This window comes from Acidimicrobiales bacterium, assembly GCA_041394185.1.
GTDB lineage: Bacteria > Actinomycetota > Acidimicrobiia > Acidimicrobiales > Poriferisodalaceae > JAAETH01.
Window position 1 is genome coordinate 540,766 of the sequence record JAWKIQ010000002.1, and the last position, 14,775, is coordinate 555,540.

The window sequence follows — 14,775 nt, forward strand, 5'->3', positions numbered from 1 at the left end:
AACCTATCGGATGATCGGCTCACCCACAGGCGCCGCGCACATCAAGAGGAAGCCTCGGGCCTGAGGGTCGGGAACAGTACGACGTCGCGAATGGTCTCGACGCCCGCAAGCAACATCACGAGCCGGTCGATGCCGATGCCCAGGCCGCCCGTGGGTGGCAGGCCATAGTCGAGGGCCCGCAGATAATCCTCGTCGAGCACCATGGCCTCGTCGTCGCCGAGATCTCGCAGGCCGGCTTGGTCTTCGAACCGCTTGCGCTGCTCGACCGGATCGTTCAGCTCGCTGAACGCGTTGCACAACTCGCGGCCCGCAACGATGGCCTCGAACCTCTCGGTGTACCCCGGACGGTCTCGGTGGTCGCGAGACAGCGGAGAAACCTCGGACGGATAGTCGGTGACGAATGTCGGCGACCAGATCTGTGCCTCGACGGAGGCTTCGTAGATCTCGAGCAACAGCTTCCCTGGGCCATAGGCCGCCTTGACGTCGACACCTAGGTCTTGGGCCACGCGGCGTAGCTCGTCGATGGGTGTCGTCAGATCGAGTTGATGGCCGGTGAACTCGGCGATCAACTCATCGAGGGTGGCGCGGCGCCAAGGTGCGGCGAGATCGAGCTGGCGTCCGCCGAAGTCGACCACGGTCGTGCCGAGCAGGCTCAGCGCCAGATGTTCGACCATCTGCTCGACCAACTCCATGATGTCGGCGAAGTCGGCGTACGCCTGGTAGAGCTCGAGCATCGTGAACTCGGGGTTGTGTCGAGTCGAGACGCCCTCGTTGCGGAACACCCGGCCGATCTCGAACACCCTCTCGAAGCCGGCCACGGTCAGCCGCTTGAGGTACAGCTCTGGGGCGATGCGCAGATAGAGCTTCATGTCCAGCGAGTTGTGGTGCGTCTCGAAGGGCTTGGCCAGCGCCCCACCCGGCAGCGGCTGCAACATCGGCGTCTCGACCTCGATGAAGTCTCGGTCTTCGAGGAACCGCCTGATCAGCGACACCATACGGCTGCGCATGAGAAACGTCCGCCGAGCTTCGGGAGTGACCCACAGATCGACGTAACGCTGGCGGTACCTGGTGTCGACATCGCTGATGCCATGCCACTTGTCCGGGAACGGACGCTTCGTGGCTGCCAGCAGGACCCATTCGTCTACTCGCACCGACAGCTCGCCGCGACGGGTGACCATGACCACACCCTTGACACCGATCCAGTCGCCCAGGTTCAGATCGCAGAACGAATCGAAATCGGGAGTGGTCTTCGAGGGGGCAAAGAGTTGGATTCGCCCCGAAGAGTCCTGGAGCGTCCCGAACGCCAGCTTGCCCTGCACCCTGCGAAGCATCAGGCGACCGGCGATCGACACGACCTGATCGGTCTCGGTGCCGGCCTCGAGACCCTGGTTGGCGTCGACTATCTGAGCGACGGAATGATCGCGTTCGTAGCGGTAGGGAATGGCAGTCATCAGCGCTGGGGATCCGGCACACGAGCCGGCACGGTCGGTGGATGGTTAAGAGAGGGTGGGCTCAAGACGCAGGCGAGTGCGATGCGAGCTTCTCGGCCTCGGCGACCAGGCCGCGGGCAAGAGGCCCGAGCTGACGACCGAAGATACGTTCGGTCACGACCACTGCCTTGGGCACCTCAGGGACCATACCCGCCCAGACGAGATAACCGGCGATGAGCCCGCTGACGTGGTCGCCGACCTCGTCTCGGTGCACGACGACCCTGCGGTGCTGTTCGAGCATCTGACGGATCTCGGTATAGAGCCGCTCTAGCGCACGCCCGACCTCGTCGGTGGGTGGGAATGGCCGGTGCAGATAGGGCAACCGCAGCTCGTCGTAGTTGTGCAGGTTGTGCGGTGCGGCGGTCAATGAGATGACCACATCGAACTCCTGCTGGCGCAACCAGATGATCTCTTCTTGGCGGCGCACACGGCGATGGCTCTCGCCATAGCCGCCCGGGCGTTCGCAGACTGCTAGCTGGTCCTTGATGACCCAGGCGAAGTTGCGCGGCCGGATTCCCTCGGCCCACTTGCCCTTCATCGAACAGTCTCACCCCACAGCTTCGCGGCCAGACGGGACACTAGCCGACAGGCCCCCACGAATGCCCAACGAACACCGGAAAATCAGACGTCGGAGTTGTACCAACGAATCTCGTCGTAGTCGCGATGCCACCCACCGACGTCGAGACCGTAACCGACGACCCACCCGTCGGGAATCTCGAAACCCAGGTAACGAATGAGGTCGGCGGGATGACCGCTGCGCGCCAGCAGGCTGCAGGCGCTGAGGCTGGCCGGGTTGCGGGCCTCGAGCAGTTCGAGGAGATAGCGCAGTGTCAGACCCGAGTCGATGATGTCCTCGACCACAACGACGTGGCGCCCTTCGATGTCGTGGTCGAGATCCTTCAACAGCCTGACGACGCCTGTCGATGTCGTCAACGCGCCATAAGACGAAACAGCTATGAAGTCGACCTCGGTTGGTATCGACATCGAACGAACCAGGTCGGAAAGGAACATGTAGGCGCCCTTCAGCACCCCCACCATCAACACGTTCGAGCCCGCGAAATCGGCCGATATCTCGGCTCCGATCTCGTCTACGCGACGGTGAAGAGAGGTCGAGTCGACTACGACATCGCCCACGGCATCCATGTTTGGTCCTTCGAGCACGCCCGAGACGCTAGACCACCGCCGTCGAACCAGCCCCACCGTCGCCCGACAACGGTGAACGCCCTGGCGATTCCTCGACGAAGAGGCGCTGCCCGCTTCGCCTGACCCTTCGACCGCCGACGATCTCGGTGGCAACGGCTCGGCCGGCGGCCACGCCGAGCACCCGGTCGGTGGAGGCGAGGTCGAGCGGGTGGTCGGCTCGCAGCCAGCTTCGCACCGCCCTTCTGGCCAAAGCGACGGGCGCAGCCGTCAACGCCCGGGCGTCGGTGGGGTCTATGGCCGCCGCGAGCTCGTCGAGCAACTCGGAGTCGACCCGAGACACCTCGGCGAAGCGGTCGAGCAGAACGGCGACGTCTCGGTCTGCGATCTCGTTCATCAGCGGGATCAGCTCTGCGCGAACCCGGACGCGGCGAAACCTGGGGTCGGTGTTGTGCTGGTCTTCGACAAACTCGAACCCCAGGCTGCGACACAACCCGACGGTCTCGGTTCGCCTCAGGGCCAGCAGCGGACGGGTGGTGGGATCCATCGCCGAGACACCGTCGATGCCCGACCCCCTCAGCAGTGCCAGCAGCACCCATTCGGCGCGGTCGTCGCGTGTATGAGCCACCAGGGCGCCGGGCCCCAGAGCTTCATACCTGGCCTCGCGAGCGCGTGCCTCGAGATTGGGCCCGGGCTCGATGGTGACGCTTCGCGCCTCGAAGGAGGCCCCGAGAAGAGACGCCACCCGCTCGACGACATCGGCCTCGGCTGCTGATCGAGGGCGCAGGCCGTGGTCGACGTGGACGGCTAGGGCCTCGTGACCGGAGAACACGGCCAAGGCCAGCATTGCCAGTGAGTCGGCGCCTCCCGACACACCCAGCACCAACGGATCGGGACCGGCGACGAACCTGCACCTGGCGACTAGATCGTCGACCAGCCCACGCGTGGGTGCGTCCAGGTCGCCGAGCGTCAGGCTGCTTCGGGCACCCTCAGCAGCCACTGCGACGGCTCCTTGATCTCCTCGATCGAGGGCAGATGGGTCGAGTCTTGCCAGATCACGTCGACCGCCCGGTCGCCGCGCTCGGCCTCGATGCGCTCGATGAACCTCTCGCCCTGTTCGTACTGGGCCAACTTGGCGTCGATGCCGATGAGCTTTTGCATGATGCGAGCAATGCCCTTGGTGTTGTTTCGGCGCTGCTGCATGACCTTGGCGAAACGTCCGGCGCTGGGAACGTGTTCGCGTGCCGCCCGGTTCATGGTGACGTCGCCATGGCCTTCGAGCAGGCTCATGAGACCCGAGATCTGATCCAACACCAGCCTCTGCTCGTCGGAGGCGAACAACAGCGCGAGGCCGTTGTCGAGTGCGGCCGTCTCGCCGCGGCGCCTCTCGTCGAACAGGCGCTTGAGACCCGACATGATGCGATCGGGGTCGGGGTCGATGTTGTCGAGCGTCTGTTCGACCAAGCCGATGAAGTGCTCGCGCATCCAAGGCACGCCGGTGAACTGGGCCCTGTGCGTCAGCTCGTGGGTGGCCAGCCACAGCCGGAACTCGCCTGGCACGAACGCATAACGTTTCTCGACGGCCAACACGTTGGGGCCCACGTAATAGACGAGATCCTGGTCTTGTGGATCTTCGTCCTCTGCCAGCAGCAGGTCGTACTGGCCCAGAACGCGCCGCGACATCCAGCCCAGCACGGTGCCGACCTCGACTGCAGCGACCTTGCCCGACACCGCCGCCATGGGGCCAGATGGCGCCCGCTCCTCCATCTTGGCGGTGAGGGGGCGCAACAGTCGTTGGAACGAGCGGATGTTTGCATCGATCCAGTCCTCGCGTCCGATCACCCGGGCGCGAGCTGGGCCGTCAAGCGACCTAAGGCCGGTCTCGTCGGCGACCAATTCCTCTGCCAGAACCGTCGCCTCGGCGAAGTCGTCGTGCAGGGATTGGTAGAGATACGACTGCGACAGGGGCTCTACGCCAGCGGCTCGCCTGGCGATGCGGGCTGCGAACTCCCAGTCGATGGTTTGATCCACGCCGATATCAGCGCCTCGGGTAACGCGGCCCGACAACCCGGACCGCGTAGCCAATGGCCAGCGCGAGTACCAGCAACACCGCACCTGCGGTGAGGAGTGGGGCGATCCAGAAGTGCCATTCCTGGGCGGCGAGCATCATGGCAGACATCGTAGGCGCTGGATCGGCCCAAGAGAACAACAACGGCTCAAACCGAACGCCGAAGCTGTTCGGCGATGCGGTCCTTCAGACCCGGGGGAACCGGTGTGACCGCCCGCCTTGCGATGACGGTCTTGAGCTCGGCTTCGAACGAGAACGCCTCGAGGCAGTGACCACAAGAGTCGAGGTGGTGACGGATCGCGTCCTTGCGCGCGTCGTCGAGTTGCCCGTCGAGAAAGCGATACAAACGGTCGAGAGCCTGCTGGCAGTCGAGCGATTGGCTTGTCTGTTGGTGAGGATCAGGCGCGTCCATCGTTGATCCGCTCGTCATCGCTACTTGGCCTCCACGATGCCCAGACCTACGGCGTAGTCGTACAACGCCTTGTGTAGAGCCTTTCTTCCACGGTGCAGTCTGCTCATCACCGTTCCGATCGGCACATCTGTGATCTCTGCGATCTCCTTGTAGGAAAAACCTTCGACATCGGCCAGGTAGACCGCGAGGCGAAAGTTCTCCGGGAGCTCGTCGAGAGCAGCGACGACCTGATCATCGGTGAACCAGTCGAACAGTTCGTCCTCGGCGGAACGCCCTGCGACCTTCTCCAGATCGTTGACCCTGCGGTAGAGGTAGAAATCTTCTATCTCGGCCAGATCAGACTCTTCGGGTCGCCGCTGTTTGGCTCGGTACCGGTTGATGAACGTATTGGTGAGGATCCGATACAGCCACGCCCGCAGGTTCGTTCCCTGAGAGAACGATCCGTAGGCGCGGTAGGCCTTCAGGTAGGTCTCCTGGACCAGATCCTCGGCGTCGGCGGGGTTGCGGGTCATCCGCAACGCAGCCGAATAGAGGCCGTCCATGAACTCCATGGCGTCTTCGACGAAGTTCTCCTGATCGGCCACGCTAAAAACCTAGCGGCACGAGCTGCGAAAAGGACCTGTCCGGCAGTGCCTGCGATCGGCGCGACCGGGCGCGGCTAGGCCATGGCGAGCCTGTAACATGATCGGTCCGTGCCCGAGTAGCTCAGTGGTAGAGCAGCTCTCTCGTAAAGAGCAGGCCGTGGGTTCAATCCCCACCTCGGGCTCCGCTAGCCGAGCTGTGGCAGCCGGCAGAACAAATCCTGCAACAGCAGCCTCTCGTTGGGGTTGCGAGCCAATGCTTGCGATGCCTCCGAAACAGCACCGCACGCGGCCGCCATCTCGTCTGGCGCCATCCGGCCGGCCAGCAACTCGTCTCGGTAGAAGGCACCCAACCTCGCCATACCGGCACGGAACTCGTCGGTGCGATGGCGCCGCAGTTCGCGCCGGTGCCTGGCTTCGAGGTCTTTGCGCCCCGCCCCTCGTTCGCCAGTCTGTTCGACACGACGAGCCAACTCGTCGAGATCTGCTTCGTGTCTGGCCTTGACCTGAGCCGCAGCGCCGTCGACCAGCGCCAGCAGGCGCTCGACGCCTGTGGCGGCACGATTACCAGCGCCGTTCAACGATCCGGCGATCTCGACCCATGTATCGAGGCGCACCACCAGATCTGGGTCGGATGCGAGCAGGCGAGCCCGCTCGAGGTCGCCACCAGCGGCCTCGGCACAGGCTTCGGCGCCGGCCTGATCGATTCCGATGTCGAGCAACTCGGCGATGATCACGTCGCGAGGCACCGGGCCGAACGCGATCTCGACACAACGCGACGCGATGGTGACCAACTCTGGCGGGATCTCGGTGGCGAGAATCACGAAGCGAGTGGTGGCGGGCGGCTCTTCGATGGCCTTCAGGACCATCGCAGTCTGGTCGCCCACCAGGTGGAAGTCGACGAGCACGATGACCTTCAGCGGCGCGTCGATGGGGCTGGTGGCACTGACCCTGACCACCTCGCGGGCCTGCTCGGCGGTGATCGTCTGGCCCGCCCGCTCGAACACCAACAGGTCTGGGTGGCGTTCGGCGACCGCAAGGCGACGATGGCGTTCGGCACCGGATGGATCGGCGGAGGCCATGAGTGCGCCGGCGAACTGGGCCGCTGCGGCTCGCTTTCCCACGCCGGTGGGGCCAACGAACAGGTACGCCGGTACCGGGTTGTCCAGGGCAGCGTTGAGGCGTCTGGTCGCCTGGGGCTGGCCGAGAATCTCGATTGGGCCTGCTTGTTCGGACATTGGCTTCCCTGTCGGCTACCGGTTCGGGGTGGCCGGTGATTCGGCCCTGTCGAGATTCTGCCCAGACGGTGTGCCACCGCGCAGCGACCAGGCCGCCAGAAGACCTGCGCCGACTATCAACAGACCTGCCAGCCACAGGGCGCCGCGGACCCCTACCAAATCGAAGCCGAACGACCCGATCTCGACCCGAGATTCGAGGGTCTGCTCGAACACCCAGTCGAGGGCCTCGCTGAGGAACCCACCCACGCCGATGGCGACCAGCAAACAAAACCTGACCAGGGTGTACAGAGCGCTGAACACCCTGCCCCTCAGTTCGTCGGACACCGACTCGTGCAACAAGGTGAACCCGAGCACGTAGACGGCGCCGGCGTTCAACCCCAACGCAAAGACCCCGACCAGGCTCACCTGAATGGCCGAGACCGATACGGCGAAGAACAGCGACACGCCCGCCGCGATGATCACCCCCACGAACATCCGACGCTTGTCGACCCTGGTCTGGATGGCGGACAGGATGGCCACCCCGACCGCCACCCCGACGCCCAATACGGTCAGGATCGCGCCGTAACCATCGTCGTCGGCCTCGAGAATCTGATGGTTGAAGACCGAACCCAGCGGTATCAACATCCCCCCGCCGATCATGCCAGTGCTGAGGGCTACCAGAACCGCCCGTACCGTGGGGTTGAGGGCGATGAACTTCCAACCTTCCTTCAGCTCCCTGACGCCAGATGACCAGTCGATGGTGCGCTTGGAGCTGCGGCGTTCGGCCGCCGAGCGGGCGACCAGCGGCAGCGTCGCGATCAGCGAGGCAGCCACCAGGAACGTCGCCGCGTCGACATAGAGTGCCAACGCCTCGCGATTGACGTCGAGCAGGTCGAGCCTGCCCGTGCCCACCAACCAGTCCGATGTTCGGGCCAGGCCTGCAAAGGCAGCCGAGGCAAACGGGAACGTGCCGTACGCAGCAACCAAGGACAGCGAGTTGGCAGTGGTCAGCTGGTCCTCGGGCACCACATTGGGCACGATGGCTTCCTTGGCGGGTCCCCAAAGCGACGTCGCCAACTCCAGGACCAGCGATGCCAGCACCAGACCCCACACGGTGTCGATAGCCGGCAGGACCAACAGCACCACGGCGCGTGTGATGTCACAGGTGATCATCAGGCGCTTGCGGTTGAATCGATCGACGATGACACCGCCCACCGAGGCGAGAAAGAAGCCTGGCAGGACCCTGGCGATCATCACCAGTGCGATGGCCGAGCCGGCGGTGTCGCCGCCGATGCGCTCTGCTATGACGATGATGGCCAGGAAGCCAACCCAGTCGCCGAACGCGCTGAACACCTGCGCCAACCACAGGCGAAAGAACTCTGGGGTGGCAAAGAGCCTCCCGAACACCCCAGCCTTGCCATCGAGCGCCGCTGGCGCAGCGTCGATGGGCTCAGGTCCGGTCACGGCCGTTCAGGCTAGGTCGCCTTCTTCTTGGCCGGCGCCTTCTTCTTGGCAGCCGACTTCTTTGCGGCTGCCTTCTTCGAGCCCGCCTTCTTCGCCGTGGCCTTCTTCTTGGTCGACTTCTTCTTGGAGGGTCCAGCCTCGCGCCTGATCTGTAGAAGTTCTGCAGCGCGTTCGGTGGTGATCGTCTCGACGTCGTCACCCTTGCGCAACGAGGCGTTGGTCTCGCCATCGGTGACATACGGGCCAAATCGACCGTCCTTCACGACGATCTTGACGCCACTGACCGGGTCTTCGCCAAGCTCCTTGAGCGGAGGTTTGGGGGCTGCGGCCCCTCGTCGGCGCTTGGGCTGGGCATAGATCGCCAGCGCGCCGTCGAGATCGATGTTGAAGATCTGGTCTTCTGACTCGAGGCTGCGGCTGTCGGAGCCCTTCTTCAGATAGGGCCCGTAGCGGCCGTTTTGAGCCGTGATCTCTTCGCCGTCGGTGGGGTCGGTGCCCACCACGCGAGGAAGGCTCAGAAGCTTCAGAGCATCGTCGAGCGTCACCGTGTCGAGGCTCATCGAAGCGAACAGCGACGCGGTCTTGGGTTTGGGCTTGCCGTCTTCTGGCTCACCCAGCGTGACGTAGGGCCCGAAACGTCCTGGCTTGGCGATGACGTCGATGCCGGTCTGGGGGTCGGTGCCCAGCACCCTGGTGTCGGATGGAGCCGACAAGAGCTCCATCGCCTTGTCGATGGTCAGCTCGTCTGGTGCCAGATCGTCCGGGATGCTGCAGGTGTCGTCGCCGCGCTGCACGTAGGGCCCATAGCGGCCCACCCTGGCGACGACCAAAGCGCCGTCTTCGTCGACGCCGATCGGAATCGAGTTGATCTCCCTGGCGTCGATCTCGGCCAGGCGGGCCGCAACCATCGACTTGAGACCGTCGCCGGTTTCGCGCTGGGGGCCCGACGTGCCGAAGTAGAACTCAGAGAGCCACGGAATGGCTTCCTTGTCGCCACCCGCGATGTCGTCGAGGTCGTCTTCCATGCGGGCGGTGAACGCGTAGTCGACGAGATCGTTGAAGTGGCTCTCGAGCAGGGCCGAGGTCGCAAAGGCGGTGAAGCTAGGAACCAGGGCGTTGCCCTTCTTCCACACGTACTCGCGTGCCTGGATCGTCTCGATGATCGATGCGTAGGTCGAAGGACGGCCGACCCCCAGGTCTTCGAGTCGCTTGACCAGCGAGGCCTCGGTGAAGCGAGCCGGTGGCGTGGTCTCGTGGCCCTTGGGTTCGAGTTCGCGGGCCGTGACCGTGTCGTCTTCCTGCAGAGGGGGAAGCTGTTGCTCGGCCGCGTCGTCGTTGCCGGGCTCGGCCTCCTCTACGTAGGCCAGTCGGAACCCCGGGCTGGTGATGACGGTGCCGCTGGTCGAGAACTCGACACTGCGCCCATCGGGGGCTACACCGCCCAGCTTTATGGTGACCGTCTCGCCGGTGGCGTCGATCATCTGGCTGGCAACCGTGCGCCGCCAGATGAGGTCGTAGACCCGAGCAGCGTCGCCCGCTACCTCGGCGCTGATCTCGTCTGGGTGACGCCAGCGTTCGCCCGCGGGGCGGATGGCCTCGTGGGCTTCCTGGGCGTTCTTGACCTTGCGGGTGTAGATGCGAGGTTCGGGCGGCAGGTTCTGTTGGCCGTAGCGCTCCGAGATCAAAGAGCGAGCTGCGCCGACGGCCTCCCCAGACAGCGTCGTGCTGTCGGTTCGCATGTAGGTGATGTAACCGTTCTCGTAGAGCCTCTGAGCAGCCTGCATGGTGCGCGATGACGAGAAGCCGAGCTTGCGGCCTGCCTCTTGCTGAAGGGTCGACGTGATGAACGGAGCGGCCGGCCTGCGCCTGTATGGCTTGGACTCGCGGGAAGTGACGGCCAGCTGTGAACCGGCAAGGCCCTGGGCCAGGGTGTTGGCGTCAGCCTCGGTCAAGACATGGGCTTCGGTCTTGAGGGCACCTGCATCGTCGAAGTCCTTGCCGGTGGCGATCCTAGAGCCATCGAGCGCGGCCAGCGAGGCCCCGAAAGAGATCGAACCGTCGGCAAAGGTCGCGGACAGGCTCCAGTACCCGGCAGACACGAATGCCATGCGCTCTCGTTCGCGTTCGACGATGAGTCGCACGGCGACACTTTGCACCCGGCCTGCGCTGAGGCGGGGCATGACCTTCTTCCACAAGACCGGCGAGACCTCGTAGCCATAGAGCCGATCGAGGATTCGGCGGGCCTCCTGGGCGTCGACCAGCCGCCGATCGATCTCTCGCGGTTCGTCGATGGCCTGCTGTATGGCACGTTCGGTGATCTCGTGGAAGACCATCCGTTTCACGGGCACCCTGGGATTGAGCACCTCGAGGAGGTGCCACGCGATGGCCTCCCCTTCACGGTCTTCGTCGGTTGCGAGATACAGCTCGGTGGCGTCCTTCAGCAGTGCCTTGAGATGGCGGACCTGTTCTTTGGCACGGCCGGTAACGACATACAGGGGCTTGAAGTCGTTGTCGGTGTCGACCCCCAGACGGGCCCACTTCTCGCCCTTGTAGCTGGCGGGAACATCGGCCGCGTTGCGGGGAAGATCGCGTATGTGCCCCACCGACGATTCGACCACGTAGTCGTCGCCGAGGAATCGGGCGATCGTCTTCGCCTTGGTGGGCGACTCGACAATTACGAGGGGTTTGTTCACGTTCTTCTCGGGTTGGCTGGCTTGCGGATCTGCGGCTGGAGCACTGACGGCTCCGGAGACTTCCTCGTCCGGAACGTACAGGACTTGAGCCGCTCAACCCACCTAGCCCTATCAGATACCGAAGCTGCGACAAGCGCGAGGGTCTTCACTCGGGGCGGTGCCGTCGGCCGAATTCGCCCAACACGACCACCACCACACAGGCGATGACGGCCCCCACCACGGCCGTGGGGAGGTCTCCCGAAATCGGAGCCGCCAGCTCGGCGTTCTCGAGGGCGTGGGTGCCCTCGCCCTCCCCGACGGGCCATGGCCACAAGACGCGCAACGAGCCGGCCATGAGGCCGATCAGAGCGGCCATCACGGTGTTTCGGTGATGCTCGAGCATCCAGTTGAGAACGGTCGAGAACAAGGCCAGACCCAGCACCGCGCCGGCGCCGAACACGACAACCACGGCCAGGTCACGTTCGTCGATGGCTGCGGTGACCGGGTCGTACATACCCAGCATCAACAAGATGAAGGCCCCCGAGATGCCCGGAAGGATCATTGCGCAGATCGCTATCGAGCCTGCGGCGAACACCACATACAGCGCTGGGTCATCGACCGATCCCGATCGCAGCCCCAGGGCGAAGAAGGCTCCGACGGCGACGACGGCCGCCGTTGCCAACCGCAACACGTCCCATCGCTCGACCTCGCGAGCGGCCACGAACACCGAAGCCGCTACGAAGCCGAAGAAGACCGCCGAGACCTCGACCGGGTTGGTCTCGGCCTGGTTTCGCAAGAACGAAACCAGCACGACGACCGACAGCCCGATGCCGACGAACAGGGGCAACAGGAACATCCACTCGATCGCTTTGAGTCGGGCCGTGGCACCCTTGACGTCGCCCTTGAGGGCGTGGCCCAGAACGCCCGCGCCCTCGCGAACGTTGTGGATCAGACGATCGTAGAAACCGAGCAGCAGCGCAACCGTGCCCCCGCTGACACCAGGCACGATATCGGCGGCGCCCATGGCAAAGCCACGGGCCACCTGGGCGGGAATGCGCTTGATCACGAGCAGCGACGGTACAGCCTCTGAACCGTGCTCACGATTCCTTCATGTTGAACGGCGAATATGTCGTCAAATGCCCCAAGCGCGGGTGTCACACGACCACGAGGATGCCGAGATGAACCTTGGACCCACAGAAATGATTATCATCCTGGTGATCATGCTGCTGCTGTTCGGCGGATCGCAGCTCCCGAAGCTGGCTCGATCGATCGGGCAGGCACAAAAAGAGTTCAAAGACGCCATGGACTGAATGCGGTGACCCACTGCGCGCAGCAGCCCTGCGGAGGGGGACCGCAGGGCTGCGCGCTCTAGGGGGGAGATCTAGTGATCCGTCACAGTCCACCACGTCGCTGCTGCGGCGCCTGGCTGGGCGTAAACATCACGGTAGAGCGCCCTTGTCACGGGCGTTCGACCGGGGCGTGAACCCTGTGTTTCGGAGGCCGAACGCGAGAGGGCCCCGCCGCTACCGAAAGGTCGCGGCGGGGCCCGTCTCGTTGCGAGATGTCAGAACCTCAGATGAACGCAGGCACGAACACCAGGCTGACGATGGTCATGACCTTGATGAGGATGTTCATGGCCGGACCGGAGGTGTCCTTGAACGGGTCGCCGATGGTGTCGCCGACAACGGCAGCCTTGTGGGCGTCTGAGCCCTTGCCGCCGTGGGCGCCCGCCTCGATGTACTTCTTGGCGTTGTCCCAGGCGCCACCCGAGTTGGCCATGTAGATGGCGATCAGGAAGCCGGTGACGACCGCACCGGCGAGGAAGCCGCCGAGCAGGTGCACGCTGATGAATCCGAACACGAGCGGCAGGACAACGGCCAGGCCGCCGGGAAGCAACATCTCGCGCAGAGCGGCCTGCGTGGAGATGTCGACGCAGCGGCGGCTGTCTGGCTTGACGCCAGGCTTGCCCTCGCGGAGCCCCGGAATCTCGGCGAACTGGCGGCGCACCTCGACGATCATCGCCTGGGCGGCCCGGCCGACCGACGCCATCGTCAAGGCGGCGAAGATGAACGGGGTCATCGCTCCCAGGAACAGGCCGATCGTGACATCGGTGCGGTTGATGTCGAGCACCAACTCGGCGCCGGCTGTGAGGCTGAACGACTTGAACAGAGCCAACGCCGTGACGGCAGCCGAGCCGACCGCGAAGCCCTTGGCGACGGCAGCCGTCGTGTTGCCGAGCGAGTCGAGCGAGTCGGTCACCTCACGAACCTCGGGCGGAAGCTCTGCCATCTCGGCGATGCCGCCCGCGTTGTCGGCGATGGGACCGTAGGCGTCGACGGCCACGATCACGCCAGTGACAGCGAGCATGCCGATGGCAGCCAGGGCCACGCCATAGAGGCCGATGGCGTCAGGAGCGCCCTCGACGAAGGCCGCGCCGCCAAGCCAGTAGGTGGAGGCGATCATGGCTGCGACGAGAACGACAGCAGGAAGTGTCGAGAGCTTGCCCTGGGCGATACCAGCGATCGTCACCGTGGCCGGACCGGTCTCTGCCTGTTGGGCGATGCCCTTCACCGGCGCATAGTGATCTGAGGTGAAGTACTCGGAAGTGAATCCGATGGCCCAGCCACCGAACAGACCGATGATGATGGTCAAGGCGAGGTAGAACGGATTGTCGATCAGGTCGAAGGTCTCGGCTCCGACGGTGACCTCGTCACCGCCGAACATCCAGAACGCGGCGACGATCGCGAGCACGACGGTCAAGGCCATCGAGATGTACTGACCCTGGTGCAGCTGCGCCGACAACGATGCGCCCTCGCGGCCCCTGGTGAGCAGGGCACCGATGATCGACGCGATCATGCCGAAGGCACCGATGAGGATGGGGAACAGCAGGAGCGATTCGACGTTGCCGAAGTCGGAGACGAGCTCGCCGGCGTCGTTGATGAACGCACCCGGCAGCAGCAGCGAGACCAGCACCACGGGAGCGACGATCGAACCGGCGTATGACTCGAACAGGTCGGCGCCCATGCCGGCGACGTCGCCGACGTTGTCGCCGACCGAGTCGGCGATGGTGGCCGGGTTGCGGGGGTCGTCCTCGGGAATTCCGGCTTCGACCTTGCCCACAAGGTCACCGCCGACGTCGGCGGCCTTGGTGTAGATGCCGCCACCGATACGGGCAAACAGGGCGATGGAGCTGGCGCCCAAACCGAAGGCAGCCACGACCTGGAAGGCGTCGTCGACGCCGATCCAGGTGACCCACAGCAGGTAGTTGAGCGAGATGCCGAACAGAGCCAGGCCGGCGACGCTGAAGCCCATGACCGCCCCACCCTTGAATGCCAAGGGAAGCGCTTTGGCAGCACCCTCGCGGGCCGCGTTGGCCGTGCGGGTGTTGGCAGCGGTGGCGATGCGCATGCCGATAAAACCTGCGATCGAGCTGAGCACCGCGCCCATCAAATAGGCGAACGATGCATAGGGCCGACCATCGATCGGAACCACCAGCAACAGGATGAACATCGCGGCGACGAAAGCCGAGACCCACTGATACTCACGGCGTAGGAACGCCATCGCGCCTTCGCGGATGGCTTCGCCGATCTCTTTCATGAGGTCGGTGCCTTGGTCGGCAGCAAGCACAACTTGAGCGAAGTAGTAAGCGAGCGCCAACGCCGCGGCAGACGCGACCAGGGCTAGGTAGGGAACCGCTTCCACGTGTTTCCTTCTTGTTCGGGAGATGTGAG

General features: G+C 64.5%; 14 protein-coding genes and 1 tRNA gene. 2 read left to right on the top strand and 13 right to left on the bottom strand.

Annotated features, from left to right (window positions below):
- Positions 1-41 precede the first annotated feature (41 nt).
- The 8 genes from lysS to R2770_10090 all read right to left on the bottom strand — a co-directional run bounded on the left by lysS (position 42) and on the right by R2770_10090 (position 5,694).
- Entirely contained in the window at positions 42-1,451 is a 1,410-nt protein-coding gene (gene lysS, locus R2770_10055) for a lysine--tRNA ligase (protein ID MEZ5280807.1), read from the bottom strand.
- A gap of 61 nt (positions 1,452-1,512) precedes the next feature.
- The gene (locus tag R2770_10060) at positions 1,513-2,028 is read right to left on the bottom strand and encodes a hypothetical protein (protein MEZ5280808.1); all 516 of its coding nucleotides are present in this window, start codon (positions 2,026-2,028) and stop codon (positions 1,513-1,515) included.
- An 83-nt stretch (positions 2,029-2,111) separates the two neighbouring features.
- Positions 2,112-2,651 carry a hypoxanthine phosphoribosyltransferase gene (hpt, locus tag R2770_10065; protein MEZ5280809.1) on the bottom strand — a complete coding sequence of 180 codons (540 nt, stop codon included), beginning with the start codon at positions 2,649-2,651 and terminating at the stop codon, positions 2,112-2,114.
- A 10-nt stretch (positions 2,652-2,661) separates the two neighbouring features.
- The gene (tilS, locus tag R2770_10070) at positions 2,662-3,630 is read right to left on the bottom strand and encodes a tRNA lysidine(34) synthetase TilS (protein MEZ5280810.1); all 969 of its coding nucleotides are present in this window, start codon (positions 3,628-3,630) and stop codon (positions 2,662-2,664) included.
- Positions 3,600-4,661, bottom strand: coding sequence for a zinc-dependent metalloprotease (locus tag R2770_10075; GenBank protein MEZ5280811.1), 1,062 nt, complete (start codon positions 4,659-4,661; stop codon positions 3,600-3,602). Before R2770_10075 ends, tilS begins: the two co-directional genes overlap by 31 nt.
- A gap of 7 nt (positions 4,662-4,668) precedes the next feature.
- Positions 4,669-4,800, bottom strand: coding sequence for a hypothetical protein (locus R2770_10080; GenBank protein ID MEZ5280812.1), 132 nt, complete (start codon positions 4,798-4,800; stop codon positions 4,669-4,671).
- A 46-nt stretch (positions 4,801-4,846) separates the two neighbouring features.
- Positions 4,847-5,128 carry a mycothiol system anti-sigma-R factor gene (gene rsrA / locus R2770_10085; GenBank protein MEZ5280813.1) on the bottom strand — a complete coding sequence of 94 codons (282 nt, stop codon included), beginning with the start codon at positions 5,126-5,128 and terminating at the stop codon, positions 4,847-4,849.
- Between the two features lie 2 nt (positions 5,129-5,130).
- Positions 5,131-5,694 (bottom strand): sigma-70 family RNA polymerase sigma factor, encoded by a 564-nt coding sequence (locus R2770_10090; GenBank protein ID MEZ5280814.1) that lies wholly within the window; start codon positions 5,692-5,694, stop codon positions 5,131-5,133.
- 110 nt (positions 5,695-5,804) lie between these two features.
- Between R2770_10090 and R2770_10095 the strand changes: the two genes are divergently transcribed.
- A tRNA-Thr gene (locus tag R2770_10095) sits at positions 5,805-5,876 on the top strand.
- Between the two features lie 3 nt (positions 5,877-5,879).
- On the opposite strand, the gene R2770_10100 is transcribed toward R2770_10095, so the two are convergent.
- The 4 genes from R2770_10100 to R2770_10115 form a co-directional block, all read right to left on the bottom strand.
- A complete protein-coding gene (locus tag R2770_10100; GenBank protein MEZ5280815.1) occupies positions 5,880-6,929 on the bottom strand; it encodes a hypothetical protein in 1,050 nt (349 codons plus the stop codon).
- A gap of 15 nt (positions 6,930-6,944) precedes the next feature.
- Entirely contained in the window at positions 6,945-8,372 is a 1,428-nt protein-coding gene (locus R2770_10105; protein MEZ5280816.1) for an MFS transporter, read from the bottom strand.
- 11 nt (positions 8,373-8,383) lie between these two features.
- The gene (gene topA, locus R2770_10110; protein MEZ5280817.1) at positions 8,384-11,065 is read right to left on the bottom strand and encodes a type I DNA topoisomerase; all 2,682 of its coding nucleotides are present in this window, start codon (positions 11,063-11,065) and stop codon (positions 8,384-8,386) included.
- Positions 11,066-11,210: 145 nt separating this feature from the next.
- A complete protein-coding gene (locus tag R2770_10115) occupies positions 11,211-12,110 on the bottom strand; it encodes a DUF368 domain-containing protein (GenBank protein ID MEZ5280818.1) in 900 nt (299 codons plus the stop codon).
- Positions 12,111-12,222: 112 nt separating this feature from the next.
- On the opposite strand from R2770_10115, the gene tatA reads away from it, so the two are divergent.
- A complete protein-coding gene (gene tatA / locus R2770_10120) occupies positions 12,223-12,354 on the top strand; it encodes a twin-arginine translocase TatA/TatE family subunit (GenBank protein ID MEZ5280819.1) in 132 nt (43 codons plus the stop codon).
- Between the two features lie 262 nt (positions 12,355-12,616).
- On the opposite strand, the gene R2770_10125 is transcribed toward tatA, so the two are convergent.
- Positions 12,617-14,746 carry a sodium-translocating pyrophosphatase gene (locus R2770_10125; protein MEZ5280820.1) on the bottom strand — a complete coding sequence of 710 codons (2,130 nt, stop codon included), beginning with the start codon at positions 14,744-14,746 and terminating at the stop codon, positions 12,617-12,619.
- Between the last annotated feature and the right edge of the window lie 29 nt (positions 14,747-14,775).

What these genes read in the sequence shown, in the direction of transcription:
- lysS (MEZ5280807.1), bottom strand. Translation starts at nt 1,451, where the DNA reads ATGACTGCCATTCCCTACCGCTACGAACGCGATCATTCCGTCGCTCAG.
- R2770_10060 (MEZ5280808.1), bottom strand. Translation starts at nt 2,028, where the DNA reads ATGAAGGGCAAGTGGGCCGAGGGAATCCGGCCGCGCAACTTCGCCTGG.
- R2770_10080 (MEZ5280812.1), bottom strand. Translation starts at nt 4,800, where the DNA reads ATGATGCTCGCCGCCCAGGAATGGCACTTCTGGATCGCCCCACTCCTC.
- rsrA (MEZ5280813.1), bottom strand. Translation starts at nt 5,128, where the DNA reads ATGACGAGCGGATCAACGATGGACGCGCCTGATCCTCACCAACAGACA.
- R2770_10100 (MEZ5280815.1), bottom strand. Translation starts at nt 6,929, where the DNA reads ATGTCCGAACAAGCAGGCCCAATCGAGATTCTCGGCCAGCCCCAGGCG.
- tatA (MEZ5280819.1), top strand. Translation starts at nt 12,223, where the DNA reads ATGAACCTTGGACCCACAGAAATGATTATCATCCTGGTGATCATGCTG.